The organism is Pseudomonas sp. GW821-FHT01A09, assembly GCF_058986725.1.
In genome coordinates this window covers 37,680-55,543 of the sequence record NZ_JBYSWB010000006.1, presented here as the reverse complement: position 1 = coordinate 55,543, position 17,864 = coordinate 37,680, and the positions used below count along the sequence as shown (strand labels likewise).

Sequence of the window (17,864 nt, the reverse complement as noted above, 5' to 3'; positions counted from 1 at the left end):
TCAAAAGGCCCAGCGCACCTCGGCCGAGGCCGTCTGGTTGCTGAACGACTTGCGCGCTTCGGCATCGTAGCGCACACCCACCTGCACCCGCTCGTTGACCTTATAGGCCGCGCCCACGCCGCCACGGCCGATCCAATGCTGGGCCGCGTTGCCGTAGGTGGTGAAGCCCGCGCCAGGTGCGCCGGCGTAGGTGGTGGTGATCGAGTTGCGGTCGGCGAGGAAATCGTAGCCGACCCCCGCGTTCAGGCTCACGGTGAGCTTGTCGCTCACATCATGCGCCACCTTGCCATCGACCCCGAGGATCAACGAGTCGGTGCTGCGCGACTTGCTCTGCAGGTTCAGCGCGTCGGCGCCTTTTTCGGTGTAGCTGTCGTCTTTGATCCAGGTGTAGTCGGCGCGTATCGACGGGGTCACGCGGGTCTTGGGCGCCAAGGTATAGGTGCGGTCCACCGAGGTGCCGGCGTGAGCGGTCCAACTGGAGTACTTGGACTTGGCCTGCAGGCCGGCGAAGCTGATGTCACGCTTGCCGTCGTTACGGTTCTGGCCGCCATCGAGCTGGAAGTTGAGCGCCGTGATCGGGTCCAACTGGTAGCTGCCGTAGCCGATCAACTGGAACACGTCGGTGTCCAGCGACTGGCGCGGCGCATCGCCGGTGTTGTGGCTGTTGACGTTGGCGTAGACGAACGCGGCACCTAGGGTCAGGTTGTCGTTGCGCTTGCCGTCGGCGCCCACAGCGAGGCCGCCGACCGAGGCTTTCATGTCGGCGCCGCCGTCGCTACCGTCCTGGCGTGCCCAGGAACCGAAAGGCTTGAGCCAGACGTGGCCATCGCTGACGAAGCCTTCACCCGAGGCCAGGCCGCGCATCAGGTCGCTGCGTGCCTTGATGACCTGGTTCATGCTGGCGATCGCGGTGCTGGCTGCGGTGGTCGAGGCGTTCGGCGCCGGCAGGGTTTCGCTGACCGCGCGCGAGACCTGGCCGGTGGTGGTCAGCGGTACGAAGTAGCTTGCCAGGCGCCCGTTGGGAGCGCTGGCGAAGGTAGCGTCGAGCACCCGGGCAGCGCGCAGGCCGAACTGATTGTTGTTGGCCAGTACGCTGCTGACGGTCGTTTGCACACTCGGGGTTGGCACGCTCGGGGCAGGCGCGCTCGGGACAGGCGCGCTCGGCGTTGGCGCGCCCGGCTCGACCACAGCGGCCGACACCACGTTCATGCCCACCGTGGTGCTGGTGTAGGTCGGCGTGAAGTTGAACAGCAGGCTGTTGTCGCTGACCGTCGCGAATCGGCCCGTGATGGCGTTGGCGCTGATCACCGGCGTCAGGGTGTTGCCCAGTGCCAGACTGTTGCCCTGGCTGACGTCCACGGCCAGGGTACCGGCGAGCTGCGCGCTGCCGCTGACCACCAGCTTGTCGAACTGGTTGCCGCTCAGGGCACGCACGGTCAGGGTACCGCTGCTGGTCTGGATAAAGCTGCCGGTGGTCAGGGTATTCATCGCGGACGTGCCACCGCCCAGATTGAGGTTACCGGCGTTGTTCAGCGCGCCGGCCAGAATGGCGTTGGCACCCTGCAGCGTACCGCCTTGGGCGACCGCGACGGTGCCATCAACCTGACTGGCGTCGCTGAGCACGAAGGTGCCGCCGCTGACGTTGACGCCGCCCAGCAGCTCGGTGTTGTGGTCCAGGGTCAGGCTGCCGGCGAGCACGTTCCAGGTTTCACCCACGGCGTCGATGCCTTGCAGCAGCCAGTTGCTCAAGCCTTCTTTGGTGTAGGTGCTGAAGCCCTGGTACTGCCCGTTGACGCTGGCGAGGTCGAACAGGTTGCCACCTTGCGCGGTGGTGTCGCCGCCCAGTGCCAGGGTGTCGCTGCCGTTGAGGCTGACCACGTTGCCCTGGATGTTGGAGCCGTTTTCGAGGACGAGCTTGTTGCCGCCGTTGCTGAGTTCGATGGCGTTGGCCTGGACGCCGTTACCGTTGTCGGCGAAACCGCCAGCGATAAGCCCCGCGTTGTAGATCGTGGTGTTGCCAGTGGCCTGAACGCCTACGCCGCCAAAGCCGTAGGTGCCGCTGCTGCCGTGGAGGCCCGCGGTGCCAGCGGTGCCGTTGCTGGATCCATTGTTGTAGTTGTAGAACTGGCCGGCTTGGCCCCCCGCGCCACCCGTACTGCCAGTGCCGCCGTTGCCGCCGATGATGGAGCCGGTGTTGATCAGCGTAGAGGCATTGGCGACCACGCCAGCGCCGCCGGTGCCCCCACTGCCGCCGTTGCCGCCATTACCGCCATTGCCACTGGTGCTGATGTTGGCGACCCCGCTGCCATAGTAGTTGTAAACGTAGCCGCCATTAGCGGCCGCGCCGCCCGCACCGCCGATGCCGCCGTTGCCGCCAGCGATAGAACCGCTGTTGGTGACTTGCGAGGCCGTGGCGATAACGCCCGCGCCGCCATCGCCACCATTGCCACCGGCGCCACCATTGCCACCGGCGCCACCATTGCCGCCCGAACCGCTGGTTATGCTGGTCGAGCCGCTGGTGCTGTAGTAATTCTCAAGGTAGGCAGCCCCGGCGTTGCTGCCACTACCGCCGGCGCCGCCATCGCCACCGTTGCCGCCGATGATTGCCAACCCATTGGTGACGTTTGCACTGCTGACCGCAAGCCCGGCGCCCGCTGCTGCACCCGCGCCGCCTGCGCCACCCGAGCCGCCGGCACTGCCCAGGACCGTGTTGCTATACGTCAGGTTGGTATTGGAGTAGTAATCCCTGAACAGGTAGGTGATGCTGGTGCCGCCAGCGTTGCCACCGCGACCACCGTTGCCCCCGGCCCCGCCGGTGAGTGTGCCGTTATTCAGCAGGTCAACGGCATGACCCGACACCGCCGCCCCCCCGGCCCCTCCCAGACCACCGGCGCCCCCATTGCCGGCATTGCCACCGGTGACCGAAATATTTCCAACCGCGCTGTTACTGCCCAGGTAGCTATCGTAATAGACCGTGCTCGTGGCGCCTCCGGTACCCCCAGCGCCACCGGTACCGCCCGATCCGCCGCTGATCTGCGCGCTGTTGGTCACCGAGCTGTCGTTGGCAACCACGCCAGAGCCGCCAGCGCCACCGGCGCCACCGGCGCCTGCGCTGCCACCCTTGCCGCCCACGACCGCCTGGTCCGCTGTGGAGCTATTGTTATAGGCGTCACTGTAGGCATAGCCCCCACCGCCGCCGTTCCCTCCCGTGCCGCCACTACCACCCGCGCCACCCAAAACATCGGCGCTGTTGGTCAGGGTGCTGCGAATGAGGTTGATGCCCGTCCCACCGGCACCGGCGCCCGCTCCGAGCCCACCCGCAGCGCCATCGCCGGCCACGGCGGATGTGAGGTTCTGGTACGAATAGCTATTGCCCCCGGCGCCGCCGGCTTGGCCATTGCCGCCAATGCCACCGCTGCCGCCGCTGACACCGGCGCTGTTGTCCAGCGTCACATCGCTAGCGTCCAGGCCTATGCCGCCCAGCCCGCCGAGACCGCCATTGCCGCCCGCACCGCCCGATGTGCTCGCCGTGGCGGTTCCGTTGGAACCTGAGTAGCCACTGCCCCCCGTGCCGCCGGCGCCACCGCTGCCGCCGCTGCCGCCGGTCAACATGTCGAGGCTGCTGTAGCTTCCCTGTGGCGAAACCAAGGCAGTACCGCCGTTGCCGCCGTCAGCCCCGGCACCAGCGGCGCCGCCCATCGTCGCAGCGTCGCTCGAGGCCGTGCCGTTGGTGCCGACGGTGCCGCCGTTGCCGGCCGTTCCGTAGGCTCCCGCGGGCACCGCCATCGCGCTCCCGGCCACACACGCCGCCAGCATCGCCAGCGGCCACGCCACGCGCCTGGCCGCACGGTTTAGCGCCGGCGCTGCGGCTTTACCGCCGCCACAACGGCCCCGTGCCTTGGCCAACTCAGAAGCCACCTGCAAAGCTCCCACGCTGTGATTCCACACAAGCCGGTAGATGGATTTATTCACGTACAACGCTCCTTTGATTTTCCTTATCGGCTTGAGCGGCCTTGCAGCACTTCTTTTGCCGGCAATGGGGGCGTCACGGCCGGTTGGAAGTTTCAGGCCCGTTGACATTCCATTGGGTCGGCCGACTTTCGCTTTACTGGAGGGAGACTGGTCGTTCTGTGCACTTTTCTGCCGAGCGGCGCATTGCCAGCATGCTGAACCCATTGGCTTTGCAATGGGGCCGATTCATAGAAGGCAAAGGCCTATCAGACAAAAGCCCCTGGACTTGCGTCTAGGGGCTTGTCAGCGATCTGAAACGGCGGGCCAGGGAACGCGCTGCTTCAGTGCCAGTGGTCATCCGATCAGCGCGATACCCGCTGGCGGTGCTACGGCTTGGCGATATCGATACGCGCCGACGCCTCTTTTTCCAGACTGGCCCGCACTGCCTTGACCTGCTCGGCGCTTGCCGCAGGTGCCTGGTTACCCCAGCTGTTGCGGATGAAGGTCAGCAACTGCGCCACCTCCTGATCCGACATGCGCCAGGCGAAGCCCGGCATGCCCAGGTCCGACGGCGCGGCGCCGGTAGAAGGCAAACGACTGCCGTCCAGCACCAGGCGAATCATCGACACCGGGTCTTGCGACAGCACCGACGAGTTGCCCGCGATGCGTGGGAACACCCGCGCGTCACCCATGCCATTGGTGCGGTGGCAAGCGGCGCAGTTGTCGATGTACAACTCGGCGCCGCGACTGCCTTCCTGGCCGGCGGCGAGCGCCTTGGCGGTGGCCGGGTCGGCCTGGAAACTCGAAACCTGGTGGGCACTGGCCGGCAAGGTCTTGAGGTACGCGGCCACGGCTTGCAGGTCGGCGTCGCTGAGGTGCTGGGTGCTGTGCACCACCACGTCGCTCATCGCCCCGCCCAATACCGCATGACTGGCGTTACGGGCGCTGCGCAGGGTGGCGACGATGTCCTCGTTGCTCCACTGGCCCAGGCCGTCGGCGGTGTTGCCACGCAGGTTGACCGCCAGCCAGCCATCGATCACCGGGCCGCCGGAGAGAAACTCCGGCCCCGACTCATCCAGTGCCTTCTCCTGCAAGGTCAACGCCCGTGGCGTGTGGCAACTGCCGCAATGCCCCAGGCCCTGCACCAGGTAGGCACCGCGCGCCACCTCGGCGTTCGGGTAGCGCTCGGACTTGAACGCCACGGCATCCGGAGCCGGCGCGAACACCTTGCGCCAGATCGCCAGCGGCCAGCGCATCGACAACGGCCACGGTACGTCGTTGGCGCGGTTGCCCGCATCCACCGCCGCCACGCCGTGCATGAAGTACGCATACAGCGCCTGCAAGTCACTGTCGCCGATGCGTGCATAGGCCGGGTACGGCATCGCCGGGTACAGGCTGCTGCCATTGGCGGCGATGCCGTGACGCAACGCGCGGTCAAAGTCGTTCAAGGTGTAGTTGCCGATGCCCGTGGCCTTGTCCGGCGTGATGTTGGTGCTGTAGAGCGTGCCAATGGGTGAAGCGATCGGCAGCCCGCCGGCGAACGGCTGGCCGCCCTTGACGGTATGGCACGCGGTGCAGTCGCCCGCGTCGGCCAGATAGCGACCGCGCTCGACCAATGCCGCCTGGTCAGCGGCGACCGGTGCCGCGACTTCACGGGTGCTGGTGGGCCACAGCGCGAACGCCAGGGCCAAGACCACTACCAGCAGGGCCAGGCTGAGCAGGCTCAGGAATAACTTTTTCATCGCCGTCTCCTTATGCCTGAACCAGCGGGCCGGGGTTTTTCAGGTACTGCTCGCGAATCGCCTTGGCCGACCAGTACGCCAGCGCGCCGACCATGCCGGTCGGGTTGTAGCCGTTGTTCTGCGGGAAGGCGTTGGCGCCGATGGCGAACACGTTGTGCACGTCCCACGACTGCAGGTAGCGGTTGAGCGCCGAGGTCTTCGGGTCGTTGCCCATGATCGCGCCACCGCAAGTGTGGGTGCTCTGGTACTTGGTGATGTTGTAGTGCTCGCCTGGCTTCTTGGCATCGCCCGACAGCGCCGTGGGGTTGAGGATCTTCGACATTTCCATGGCCTTGCCGACCAGGAATTGCGAGGCCTTGACCTCGTTGTCGTGCCAATCGAAGGTCATGCGCAGCAATGGCCGGCCGAAGGCGTCCTTGTAGGTCGGATCGAGGCTCAGGTAGTGCTGCTGGTACGACATGCACGCACCCTGCACTTCGAAATAGAACGAGTGACGGAAGCTGTCGCTGGCCGCCTGTTTCCACGCGGTGCCCCAGTTCGGCGTGCCCGGCGGCACGTTGATGCCGCGCACCGGCCCGGCGCCCGGTTGGCGCGCCCAGATGATGCCGCCACCGACGAAACCGGCCTTGCCGTTGTCCAGTTGGTTGCCGTTGAGGTTGTCCATGGTGGTGCCGGCGCCGCCGATGCCGATGAACTGGTTGGCCTGCACGTCCTTGTCGAAGAACAGCACCACGCGGTTGAGGTTCTGGTACGAATAGTTGCGGCCGATGGTGCCCTGCCCGGTTTGCGGGTCGTAGGGCTTGCCGATACCGGACAGCAGCATCAGGTGCACGTTGTACAGCGAGAACGCGCACAGCAGCACCAGGTCGGCCTGCTGCTCCACCTCACGGCCTTGAGCATCCAGGTAGGTGACGCCGGTGGCCTTCTTGCCATCGCTGTCGAGGTTGACCTTGAGCACCTGGGCGTGGGTGCGCAGCTCGAAGTTCTTGCGCTGGCGCAGTACCGGCAGAATGCTGATGTTGGGGCTGGCCTTGGAGTAGTTCAGGCAGCCGTAGTCGCTGCAGAAACCGCAGGCGTTGCAGGGGCCCATTTGGCATCCGTACGGGTTGACGTAAGGCGCCGAAGCATTGGAAGCGGGAATCGGATAAGGGTCCCAGCCCATCTCGCGCGCCGCACCGTAGAACATCTGCGCGCCAAGGTAATCGGGGTTCGGGCCCAGGGGGAATTCACGGGAGCGCGAGCCTTCGAACGGGTTGCCGCCGGGCTGCTTGACGCCCTGGATGATGCCGCCCTTGCCGGAGGTACCACACACGTACTCGAAGTGGTCGAAATGCGGTTCCAGGTCTTCGTAGCTGACGGGGAAGTCCTGGATGCTCATGTCGCTGGGGATGAAGCTCTTGCCGTAGCGCTGCTCGACATTGCTGCGCAGCTTGAAATCTTCCGGCAGCGCGCGGAAATGGCAGCCCGACCAGTGGCTGCCGGCGCCACCGACGCCGGTGCCGGGCTTGAACGAGCCCATCTGCCGATACGGCACGGCGGTACTGGTGACGTTGTGGCGGACGGTGACGGTTTCCTGTCCCAGGCTTTGCAGGTAGCGACGGTGCACTGAGCCTTCCAGTTCGTCGACCACCTTGGGGTAGGCGAAATCCGGCTGCGTATCACGGTCTGCGCCGCGTTCCAGCGCCACTACATGCAGGCCGGCGTCGGTGAGCTCCTTGGCGAGAATCGCGCCGGTCCAGCCCATGCCGACGATCACGGCGTCCACTTTTGCTTTTGCGTTGGCCATGCTCAACCCCTCTTCCCGGACAGATCCACGGGTGGTAGCGGATACGGCTTGTCGCGCACCGTGATCCAGTCCATGTAGTCGGCGCGCATGCCGGGATAGCCGATCATCTTCCACGCGCCCATGTTCTTGTTGCCGCCGTAGGACGGGTCGGCAAAGTAGCCGTTGCGCACTTCATTGAGCAGGTTGGCGAAGAAGGTCTTCGACGAGATGCCTTCGAGCTCCAGCTTGCCGCCCTCGGCGGCCTTGAGCAGCGCTTCCTGATCACCGTGGGACAGCTCGGCGAACACCTTGCCGGCGAACTGCTTCTGGCAGCTGGCGTCCATGGCCTTGATGCCGATGCGGATCAGTTCGCGCAAGTTCAGCCGGCCCTGGTAGCCGAACTCGGCCGGGGCTTCGATGAACGGGCCCTGCATGTACCAGATGGCGCCGTTGGCGTAAGGGGTTTGCAGGTGGCGGTCGAGGAACTCCGGCACGCCCAGCTCCACCGCGCCCGGGCCGACGTGGTCGGCGGGAATCAAGCGGTCGCAGGCGGCGACCACGAAGGCCCACTCCTGGGGGGTGAAGAAGCTCGGTTTGTAGTCGCCGGCCGGCATCGCCACGGCGGCGGCAGGCTGGTCGGAGGGCGTCTGGGCAAAGGCCTGGCTGCCAAGGCCAGTGCTGGCCAGGGTTACCACGGGAATCAGCGTCAACGACTTGCGCAGAAACTCGCGACGCGCAGGGATAGCGTCATCATCGGACATCGTTCTCTCACTCTAAGGGTCTGAACACGGTGGTGTTGCGGGCTTTTATTGTTATGGCGGGCGCCTGCGCCAAGGGGGTCGAATGGACCCTGGTCATGGGCAGGCTGTATGTCAGGCACCACCATCTCCTGGTGGCGCCCGTCATGCGGGTCAAATCTTGAATTGGCCGACCAGGCTGCTGAGGCTGCTGCCCACCCGCGAAACGTCCTGCATGGTGCGGGCGCTCTGTTCGGTCTGCTCGGCCAGGTTCTCTACCGCGCCGGCAATCTGGTGCACGCTGCGGTTGATCTCTTCGGCCACCGAGGTTTGCTCTTCGGCGGCGCTGGCGATCTGCGCGTTCATCGAGTTGATGGTGCCGATCAGGCCGGAGATGGAGTCCAGCGAGCTGCCGACCTGGTTGGTCTGCTCGTTGGCCTGCTGGCCAGCGTCGGTAGAGCGGCGCATGGCCTCGACCGAGGCTTGGGTACCGGTTTCCAGACGGGTAATCATGCCCTGGATTTCGCTGGTGCTTTGCTGGGTGCGGCTGGCTAGCGCGCGCACTTCGTCGGCAACCACGGCGAAGCCGCGGCCGGCTTCACCGGCGCGGGCCGCTTCGATGGCGGCGTTGAGGGCCAGCAGGTTGGTCTGCTCGGCGATCGAGCGGATCACGTCGAGCACCGAGACGATGGCGCGCACATCCTGCTGCAGGCTGTCGAGGCTGGTGCCGCTGAGGCGAATGTCGCTGACCAGCGCGTTCATGCCGGTGATGCTGCTGCCGACCACCTTGCGCGCGGCATGGCCTTGCTGGTCGGTCTGGTCGGCGGCTTCGGCGGCGCGCTGGGCGCTCGAGGCTACTTCCTGGGCGGCCGAGGACATCTCGTTGATGGCGGTGGCCACCTGGTCCGTCTCTTCGCGCTGGCGCTGCATCGCCTGCTCGGAGCGCAGGGTCTGCTGGGTGGCCTGCTGGACCAGGCCGCCGAGTTCGGTGGTCATCTGCGCGACCTGGCGCACCATGGCGTGGATCTTGTCGACGAAGCGGTTGAAGGAGGCGGCCAGGTCGCCAAGTTCGTCGCTGCTGGTGATGTGCAGACGGTGGGTCAGGTCACCGTCGCCGGCGGCGATGTCGTCCAGGTTGCCCTTGAGGGTGCGCAGCGGGCGTACCACCCCATTGGCGATGACCACGCCCGCGGCGGCGGTCATCAACAGCAGGATCAGGGTGACGATCACGATGCCGGAGAGAATGTCCTTGGTACGCGCCTGCACAGCCTGCTGTTCCAGCAACATGGTGGCGTCGATATCGTCCATGTTGATGGCACTGCCCAGCACCAGATCCCACTTGTCCAGCAGGAGGGTGTAGCCCAGCTTCGGCACCTGCACGCTTTCATCGCCAGGCTTGGGCGCGGCGTAGTCGATGTAGTGTTTGCCGTTGCGGGCCACTTCGACAAAGGTCCGGTAGTGGTAGCTGCCGTCAGCGTCGCGGCTGTCCCAGAAGCTATTGCCGATGCCAGCCGTGCTGTCGCCGCGAAAGACCCGAACGCCCTTGGTATCGTAGCCGAAGAAGTAACCCTCTTCGCCGTACTTCATCGCCTTGAGCAGTTCCAGTGCCTTGTCGCGGGCCGCCAGATCGCCAGGCGCCGAGGCATCGTAAATAGGCTTGATAGTGGAAAGTGCAACTTCGACGAAGTTCTTCAATACTTCGCGGTTGCGTTCGACCAGTCGGGTGCGGGTGTCTTGCATTTCCTGCGCCGCACTGCGCTGGAGCATCCACGCGGCAAGACCGCTGAGAATGACTGCAAATAACAATGCTGGAACTATGCCCAAGCACATCAACTTTGATTTAACGGTCAGTTTCACCAGCGCATTTCCTATGATCGGCCAAATGGTTAGTGACCTATCGACTAAAGGTGAAGGCACTTTAACGATATTTTTATGTACTGAATGGTTAATAACCGCAGTAATAGAAGTTCAGATTTAGTACCGATGGCACAACTGCCGAGACTGAAACCATTCAGCTGCGGCATATTGCCATTATTTTATCAAGATGAAGAAAAACTCAGGATCGTGAATTAGCTGGGACTGTCTTGCGCAGTCGCTCCAATGTGATCGCGTTGCCCGCTCATGGGTGCGGGTTTGAGCGTCGCCGGATGGTCGTCAGTCATCTGTACGCCAGTGGCATTGGGCAGGCAAAGCGCGGCAACGAAAGCGATCCCATAGGAGACGATCGCGAACGTCCCCATGGCCGCCGCCAACCCCATGCTCGCCGACGCAAAACCCACGGCTGCGGGCATGACCGAACCGAAACCACGACCAAAGCTGGTACAGAAGCCCGCACCGTTGGCTCGAATGCGCGTGGGATAGAGCTCCGAGAACGCCACCGGCAGGCCAGAGGCCAAGCCACCCTGGAAGGCGCCGAGCAGCAGGCCAAGGCCGAGCAATACCGTCATGTCGACCGCAGCGAACATGTACACCGCCACCACCAGCGCCTGGCACAGCAGAAACGCCATGAACGCCCGCCCGCGGCCGATGCGGTCGCTGATGCGCCCGTAAATGAAAGGCCCCAGCAGCGACCCGATGATATTCACCGCCAGGTAGGCCGACGTCGACGCGATCGGCAGATTGAGCACCAGGCGCATGTAGGTCGGCAGCCAGGTGATCATGATGTAGGCGCCGCCGAATATACCGCTGGCGAGGATGGTGCTGATCAACGTCACGCGCCGGTGCTCGGCGCTGAAGATAATGCGCAGGTCGAATTTCTTGCGTTGCTGGCTGGCGAGGGTGAAGGCTTGCGACTCGGGCACCAACCGGCGAATGAACCAGATCAACAGCGCTGGCAGCAGGCCGATGGCAAAGAACGCGCGCCAGGCGATGTGCTCGGGCAGCCAGTTGAACACCACCGGCATCAGCCCGAGCGAAATGGCATAACCCACGGCATAGCCGCTTTGCACCGATGCTGCCACGCGGCCGCGCAGGGCTGGGGCGATCACTTCACTGATCAGCACCGCGCCGACCACTGCTTCGCCGCCGTAGCCGATCCCCTGCAGGAAACGCACTGGCAGGAATTGCCAGAAGCTGCTGCACAGCCCCGCCATGCAGGTGAAGGTCGCCACCCACAAGACGGTGCCCTGCATCACCCGTACACGCCCGAAACGGTCTGCCAGCAAGCCGGCCCCCCAACCGCCCAAAGCGCTGCCGATCAAAGACACCGAGCCCAGCAAGCCGGCGTCGGATTTGCTGAAACTCAGGACCGTCATAAGTACCGGCATCATCAGCGCGTAAATAGTCGAGTCCATTGAATCGAGGGTAAAACCCCCGAAGCAGGCCCAATAGGTGCGCTTCTCTTGCGGCGTGAGTGCCGAATACCAACCTAATTGCATAGCTATTACCGTTTGTTGTTGTATGCGAACAACTACGGTAACCATCCTGAAGCACGGCGGGACTGCGAAATGCTGATAGGGGATGCGGTTTTGCTTATGGGATGAAAGTTGTTCGGCGGCTCTCGTACGGCTATCGGGCTGTAAGCCTTGTTGCCTCACAAGGTCATGCTAACCGCCTTCACTTCCGTGAAGGTATGGATCGCCTCCGCCCCCTGCTCTCGGCCAAATCCGGACTGTTTGAAGCCGCCGAACGGCAGCGCCGGATCGAAACCATGGTGGGCATTGACCCAGACACTCCCCGCCTTGATCAGCTTGGCCATGGTATGAGCAGTGGCCAAGTTCCGGGTCCACACACTGGCGCTCAAGCCGAAAGGCGTGTCGTTCGCCTGCCTCGCGAGCGCTTGCAGACCTTCATCGCCAAACGACGTCACGCACAGCACAGGCCCGAATATCTCCTCGCGCATGACGGTCATGTCCGGGGAAGTACCTACCAGCAGGGTTGGCTGCACAAAATAGCCAGACTCGCGGGTTTCCAGGCGGGTGCTGATGACATCCCTGCGCGACTCACCAGGACCTGGAGCAGCTGATGGCGTGCCGCCGCTTTCGGGCGGACCTGTTCTACCGGGAGGAACAGGGCATCATGCAAGCCTTGCGCAGTACCCAGGGGAACGTTTCGCTTGCCGCGGAGCAGTTGGGCATCAGCCGCTCGACCCTGCAGCGTAGAATTCGCGCCAATCCCAGGTTGGTGTGCTTGCGTGACGATCAACGCTTGTTGTCGTAACAGGTCTTGCGGCAGCGAACATCGGGCGAAGGAGGCAGGCTAAAACCGATCTTTGGCAATACCACTCTCCAGCGGATCGCACTGCGCCGGTAAGCGCTGCTCCCAGACGGCGGTGCCTGCACCCGGCGGATCACCTGCAGGGCGAGTGGCTGCGTCATGATCGCTAGTCATACAGCACGGCTGCATGAAGTATCATTGCCCCTGCACTTTCAGCCACAGGACCGCCATGGCCACTCCCAATTCCGGGCTGCGCAGCCAACAAGCCGAAGAAACCCGCGCGCGCATTCTCAAGGCCGCCACCAAAGTGTTCAGTCAGGACGGCTATAGCGGCGGGCGCATCGAGAAGATCTCGCGGCTGGCCAAGTCCAACGACCGCATGATCTATTACTACTTCAAGAGCAAGGAGCAGTTGTTCATCCGCGTGCTCGAAGGCATCTACGCCGGGTTCAACGAAGCCGAAAGCCGCCAGCGCTTCGACCTCGAGCAGCCGGTCGCGGCACTGCAGCAGCTAGTAGGTTTCGTGTGGGATTACTACGGCCGCCATCCTGAATTCATCAGCATCCTCAACAGCGAAAACCTGCACAAAGGCACGCATTCGCGCAAGTCGCCCCATTTGGCGGCGTTGTCAGGCGCGGCGCTCGATACCCTGGCACCGATCATCCAGGCCGGCCAGACCAAGGGGCTGTTTCGCGCCGATGTGGACGTGGTCCATACCTATTTGCTGATCTCCTCGCTGTGCTACTTCTACAACTCCAACCTGCATACCCTCGGCGCCTTTTTGGGCGCCGACCTGAACAGCAAGGGCGCCCGCGAAAGCTGGCTGGAGTACGCCCGCGACCAAGTGCTGCGCGGGCTGGCCGCTGGCTGACAAGGTTCAGTGGCTGCCCGGGTTGGCGCGCAGCCAGGCGACTTGCTTGCCCAGCGGCGGCCACGGCGCCTTGTCGGCGGCGAAGGTACTGCGCAGGTAGGCGACCAGGTCGCTGATTTGGGTGTCGGAGAGACTGTCCTTGAACGCCGGCATGTAGCCCAGTTCGCTGACCGCGGGGTTGCCGATGCCCTGCAGGATGACCTTGATCAGGTTGTCGGGCCGGTCGCTGTGCACATTGGTGTTGGCGGCCATGGACGGGCTCACGCCGAACAGTTCGGGGCCGCCGTCCAGGGCGCTGTGGCAACCGGCGCAGGCGCCTTCGAATACCCGCCGGCCGTTGGCCAGGTTCGCCGTCGCCGGTACGCTGGCCACGGCCCTTTGCGCTTGCGGCTCGCCTTCGAGGCTGCCGATGTAGTGGGCGATCGCGCGCAAGTCGTCATCCGGGAGCGTCGACAGCTCGCTGACCACCGGCCCCATGGGCCCTGCCGCCACGCCATGCTCGGCGCTGAAGCCGGTGCGCATGTAGGCGAACAGCTGCTCCTCGGTCCAGGGCGTCGGTGCTTTCGATAGCCCGGTCAGTGCCGGCGCCTCCCAGCCATCGACCATCGCCCCGGCCAGAAAACTTGCCCCGCCCTGCTCCGCGCCCAGCGCATTGCGCGGCGAGTGGCAGGCGGCGCAGTGGCCCAGGCCATTGACCAGGTAATTGCCACGGTTCCATTGGGCGCTGCGGGCCGGGTCGTCCTGGTATTCGCCCTGCTTGAGGAACAGGCTGTTCCAGCCGGCCATCAGCGCCCGCACATTGAACGGGAAGCGCATCTGGTTGGCCGGCGGCGTGCTCGGCACCGCCGGTTGCGACATCAGGTAGGCGTACAGCGCCTGCATGTCGGCTTCCTTGATGTTGCGAAAGGCAGTGTAGGGAAACGCCGGGTACAGATGCCGGCCATCGCGGCTGATGCCCTGGCGCATGGCGCGGTCGAAGGCGGCGAACGACCACTTGCCAATGCCGGTCTGGGCATCCGGGGTGATGTTGGTGCTGTACAGGGTGCCGAACGGCGTGTCCATGGCCAAGCCGCCGGCGTTGGTCACGCCCGCTGGCAAGGTGTGACACACCGCACAGTCACCGGCTGCGGCCAGTTGCCGACCGCGCTCCAGGGTGGCGGTACTCCAGGTACCGGCGGGTGGGGGTGTAACTGCGGCGATCTCGGCGCGCCAGGGCATGGCGCTGATGCCCAGGCCCAGGGCGGTGCCGAACAGCCCCGCGAGGCCGCCGAACAGCCATTTGCGTTTTTTGCTCTTGACCGGCGCGGCATAGGGCAGCCCGACCGGGTCCTGCGGTTCGGCAGCCTTGAGCGCCGCCAGCACCCGCTCGGCGGTGATCGGCAGCTCGCGAAAACGAATACCGGTGGCGTCGAACACGGCGTTGGCGATGGCCGCAGCGCTAGGCACCGAGGCCGACTCGCCGGCGCCCAAGGGCGGCTCGTTCTGGCGCGGCATCATCATCACGTCGACTTCCGGCACCTGGGGGAACGTCAGGATCGGGTAGCCGCCCCACTCCTTGCTGGCTACGCGCGATTCCTCGAACGTCACCTGCTCCTTGAGCACGCGGCTGGTGGACTGCATCACGTTGCCGTGAATCTGATGCTTCACGCCGGCCGGATTGACCATCATGCCGGCGTCATGGCCAACCACCACGCGGGTCACGGCGACGTCACCGGTGGCCTTGTCGATGGCCACGTCCGCCACCCAGGCGGCCCAGGCGGCGCCGAAGCCAGGGAACTTGCTATGGATGTAGCGCGCATAGGCAAAGCCGCGGCCGCGCAGCACGCCGTCTTCGCCAGGGGTTTGCCCGGGCTGGGTGTGGGGAGTCCATTGCGCGCGCTCGGCGGTGGCGCGCACCAGTTCGGCGGCGCGTTCGTCTGGCAGGTAACGCAGGCGGTACTCCACCGGGTCGACGCCGGCCTCGTAGGCCAGTTCGTCGATATAGGATTCGTGGGCGAACACATTGGGCAGCGCCGACACGCCACGCAGCCAGGAGGCACGCACGATGGGGGCCATGTCTTCGATGCTGACCCGCAGCTCGGGGTAGCTGTAATGGGGCACGGCGGTGCGGTCACCCATCTCGAAGGCCACCGGCACCGGCTCGACCCGGCCAGTGAGCAGCAGTGCCAGGGTTGGCGCGCCGTTGGACGGGTAGCGGGTGCGCAAGTCATAGACGGCCAGGTCGCCAGCGGCGTCGATGCCGCCGTCGACGTCCATCAATTGCGCGGTGCCCTTGGGCTCCCAGGCGTGCTCCTGCTCGCGGGTCAGTTGCACTCGCACCGGTTTGCCGACCGCGCGGGACAGCAGCACGGCGTCGGCGCACACGTCGTCGGCGCAGTTGCGGCCGTAGCAGCCGGCGGCCTCCATGCGGATGATCTCGATGCCGGTCTCATCGCATTCCAGCAGCCAGGCCAGATCGGCGCGCAAAGCGTGAGGATTTTGCGTGCCCGACCAGATGCGGATACCCGCAGGCTGAAAGTCGGCCACCGCGCAGGCCGGGCCGATGGACGCGTGCAGCTGGTACGGCCACAAGTAGCGGCGCGTCAGGCGGGTCGCGACATTGGCCAGCGCCGCGTCGACGCCGCCCGTGTCGTGCACAACCCGCTCGATGGACGGATTGTCGCGCAGGGCCTGCTCGATATTGTCGAGGTTGGGCAGGTGCTGCTGCCAGGGCTGCCATTGCACCTTAAGCTCGCGGGCGGCCTTGATCGCCTGTTCTTCACGCTCCGCGACTACGCCAATAAAGTCGCCGATCACCACCACGCGAACGATGCCAGGGAGATGGGCGATGGAGCTTTCATCGACGCTGATCAGGCTGGTGCCGACGAACACGCCGGTGTCGTAGCCGTCATAGGGCGGGCGCACCACGCGGCCGTGGAGCATGTCGGGCACACGCATGTCGTGCACGAAAGTCAGCTCGCCGGTGGCCTTGGCCGGGATATCGACCCGCGCCGAACTTTGGCCAACCAGCTTGTAGTCGGCCAAGGGCTTCAAGGGGGCGTCGCCCGTAATAGTCAGCTCGATGCGCTGGCCCCGGATCAATTCAGCGAAACTCAGCGCCTGGCCATCCCGGCCATGCACCACGCCGGCCTCGATGCGCAGGTCATCAGTGCCGAAGCGTTCGGTGGCGGCCGCCAGCAGCCAGCGCCGCGCTTCGGCGGCGGCGTTGCGCAGCGGCACTGCAGAGATCTGCAAGGTGGCGCTGGCGATGGTCGCGCCTTGGTTGGGCGCCCTGGCGGTGTCGCCGAGCACCATGCGCAGTTGGTCCATGCGCAGGTCGAGTTCCTCGGCGACAATCTGCCCGAGGGAGGTCTGAATGCCCGTACCGAGGTCGACGTGGCCGTTGAAGGCGTAGTAATCGCCACTGTCGCACAGGGCGATGAACAGCCCTTGTTCCTTGGGCTTGAGCACGGGGGTCTGGCCCTTGGGCACCAGGCCGGGGGGTGGCTGGATTTCAGCGACTACCAGCAGCACGCCGTTGCGCGCCAGCAATTCGGCCTGGGTTGGAACGGCACGGTCATTCATTGCAGCGGCTCTCACGGTAAAGCTGGGCGGCACGGCGCACCGCAGCGAGGATTTCCAGGTGCGTGCCGCAACGGCACAGGTTGGCCGACAACGCGCGGCGAATCTGCGCTTCGCTGGGGTCGGGGTTGCGGTCGAGCAAGGCCTTGGCGGTCATGATCATGCCGTTCAGGCAGTAGCCGCACTGGGCCGCCTGGGCGTCGATGAAGGCTTGCTGCACCGGATGCGGGTGGTGACGGTCGCCAAGGCCTTCGAGGGTGGTGACGTTGCGATTCGCCACCCCGCTCAGGGGCAGTACGCAGGAGCGCGCGGCCTTGCCGTCGACGATCACCGTGCACGCCCCGCATTCGCCCAGGCCGCAGCCGAACTTCGGACCATTGAGGTGCAGGTCGTTGCGCAGCACCAATAGCAAGGGCGTATCGGCCATGGCGCTGCAGGTCACAGACTGGCCGTTGACGGTGCAACTGACGGTGGCCGTGGCGGTGGGCGAAAGAGGTTTGTTCATGCCGCTCTCTATTTTCGTGTAGTACTTACTACATCAAAAGGCAAGAACGGTGCCAATTAGCGAAGCGGGCGCGATTGCAGCAGCGCTCGCTTCGCCGAGGAAAATGGATCAGGCCGGGTCGTCGATCATCTTGCGCAGCAAAAACAGCATCGCCACCCGCTCGCCGGGGTTGAGGTTGCTCAGGGTCAGCTCGCTGATCTGCTGGGCGCAGGGCACGGTCTGCTCCACGGCCAGGCGGCCAGCCTCGGACAGGTGCACGATGACCTTGCGCCGGTCCTGGGCATCATGGCCCAGCTCCACCAGGTCGCGGGCCTTGAGACGCTCGACGATGCCGCGGATGGTGGCCTGGTCGACGGCGGTCAGCGCCACCAGTTCGGTCAGCGAACTGGGGCCGTGGTCGCGCACGCCGCACAGGGTGATGAACTGCATTGCGGTGAGCTGCGACTCGCCGACGTTCTGCTGGAAGATCGCCATGTGGCGCTGGTAAGCCTTGCGCAGCAAGTGCCCCACCTGTTCGGTGAAAGCGTAGGAAGGATCGGGGGAGCTCATGGGCAGGACGGGTCCGGGGCAGCTGGAA

At 65.0% G+C, this 17,864-nt stretch carries 12 protein-coding genes; 2 read left to right on the top strand and 10 right to left on the bottom strand.

Annotation, left to right across the window (positions count from 1 at the left end):
- From AC3WJP_RS09550 to AC3WJP_RS09520, 7 genes are all read right to left on the bottom strand, one after another.
- Positions 1 to 3,972 carry an autotransporter domain-containing protein gene (locus AC3WJP_RS09550; protein WP_493720667.1) on the bottom strand — a complete coding sequence of 1,324 codons (3,972 nt, stop codon included), beginning with the start codon at positions 3,970 to 3,972 and terminating at the stop codon, positions 1 to 3.
- 365 nt (positions 3,973 to 4,337) lie between these two features.
- Positions 4,338 to 5,693, bottom strand: a complete 1,356-nt coding sequence (locus AC3WJP_RS09545; RefSeq protein ID WP_493720666.1) for a c-type cytochrome — start codon at positions 5,691 to 5,693, stop codon at positions 4,338 to 4,340.
- Between the two features lie 10 nt (positions 5,694 to 5,703).
- Complete coding sequence (locus AC3WJP_RS09540; RefSeq protein ID WP_493720665.1) at positions 5,704 to 7,479, bottom strand: GMC family oxidoreductase; 1,776 nt, start codon at positions 7,477 to 7,479, stop codon at positions 5,704 to 5,706.
- Positions 7,480 to 7,481: 2 nt separating this feature from the next.
- Positions 7,482 to 8,219, bottom strand: coding sequence for a gluconate 2-dehydrogenase subunit 3 family protein (locus tag AC3WJP_RS09535; RefSeq protein WP_493720664.1), 738 nt, complete (start codon positions 8,217 to 8,219; stop codon positions 7,482 to 7,484).
- Between the two features lie 150 nt (positions 8,220 to 8,369).
- Positions 8,370 to 10,025 carry a methyl-accepting chemotaxis protein gene (locus AC3WJP_RS09530; protein ID WP_493720875.1) on the bottom strand — a complete coding sequence of 552 codons (1,656 nt, stop codon included), beginning with the start codon at positions 10,023 to 10,025 and terminating at the stop codon, positions 8,370 to 8,372.
- A 239-nt stretch (positions 10,026 to 10,264) separates the two neighbouring features.
- The gene (locus AC3WJP_RS09525) at positions 10,265 to 11,572 is read right to left on the bottom strand and encodes an MFS transporter (RefSeq protein ID WP_493720663.1); all 1,308 of its coding nucleotides are present in this window, start codon (positions 11,570 to 11,572) and stop codon (positions 10,265 to 10,267) included.
- Between the two features lie 155 nt (positions 11,573 to 11,727).
- Positions 11,728 to 12,108: an aldehyde dehydrogenase family protein gene (locus AC3WJP_RS09520; protein ID WP_493720874.1), complete on the bottom strand. Its 381-nt coding sequence runs from the start codon at positions 12,106 to 12,108 to the stop codon at positions 11,728 to 11,730.
- 50 nt (positions 12,109 to 12,158) lie between these two features.
- Between AC3WJP_RS09520 and AC3WJP_RS09515 the strand changes: the two genes are divergently transcribed.
- On the top strand, positions 12,159 to 12,353 hold the full coding sequence (locus AC3WJP_RS09515; RefSeq protein ID WP_493720662.1) for a helix-turn-helix domain-containing protein: 195 nt from the start codon (positions 12,159 to 12,161) through the stop codon (positions 12,351 to 12,353).
- A gap of 226 nt (positions 12,354 to 12,579) precedes the next feature.
- Positions 12,580 to 13,221 (top strand): TetR family transcriptional regulator, encoded by a 642-nt coding sequence (locus AC3WJP_RS09510; protein ID WP_493720661.1) that lies wholly within the window; start codon positions 12,580 to 12,582, stop codon positions 13,219 to 13,221.
- A 6-nt stretch (positions 13,222 to 13,227) separates the two neighbouring features.
- Here AC3WJP_RS09510 and AC3WJP_RS09505 read toward each other — a convergent pair whose 3' ends face one another.
- The 3 genes from AC3WJP_RS09505 to AC3WJP_RS09495 all read right to left on the bottom strand — a co-directional run bounded on the left by AC3WJP_RS09505 (position 13,228) and on the right by AC3WJP_RS09495 (position 17,836).
- Entirely contained in the window at positions 13,228 to 16,785 is a 3,558-nt protein-coding gene (locus AC3WJP_RS09505) for a molybdopterin cofactor-binding domain-containing protein (protein WP_493720660.1), read from the bottom strand.
- The gene (locus tag AC3WJP_RS09500; RefSeq protein ID WP_493720659.1) at positions 16,778 to 17,287 is read right to left on the bottom strand and encodes a (2Fe-2S)-binding protein; all 510 of its coding nucleotides are present in this window, start codon (positions 17,285 to 17,287) and stop codon (positions 16,778 to 16,780) included. The genes AC3WJP_RS09505 and AC3WJP_RS09500 overlap by 8 nt, the downstream gene beginning before the upstream one ends.
- Positions 17,288 to 17,395: 108 nt before the next feature.
- Complete coding sequence (locus AC3WJP_RS09495) at positions 17,396 to 17,836, bottom strand: MarR family winged helix-turn-helix transcriptional regulator (protein WP_493720658.1); 441 nt, start codon at positions 17,834 to 17,836, stop codon at positions 17,396 to 17,398.
- Positions 17,837 to 17,864: the final 28 nt, after the last annotated feature.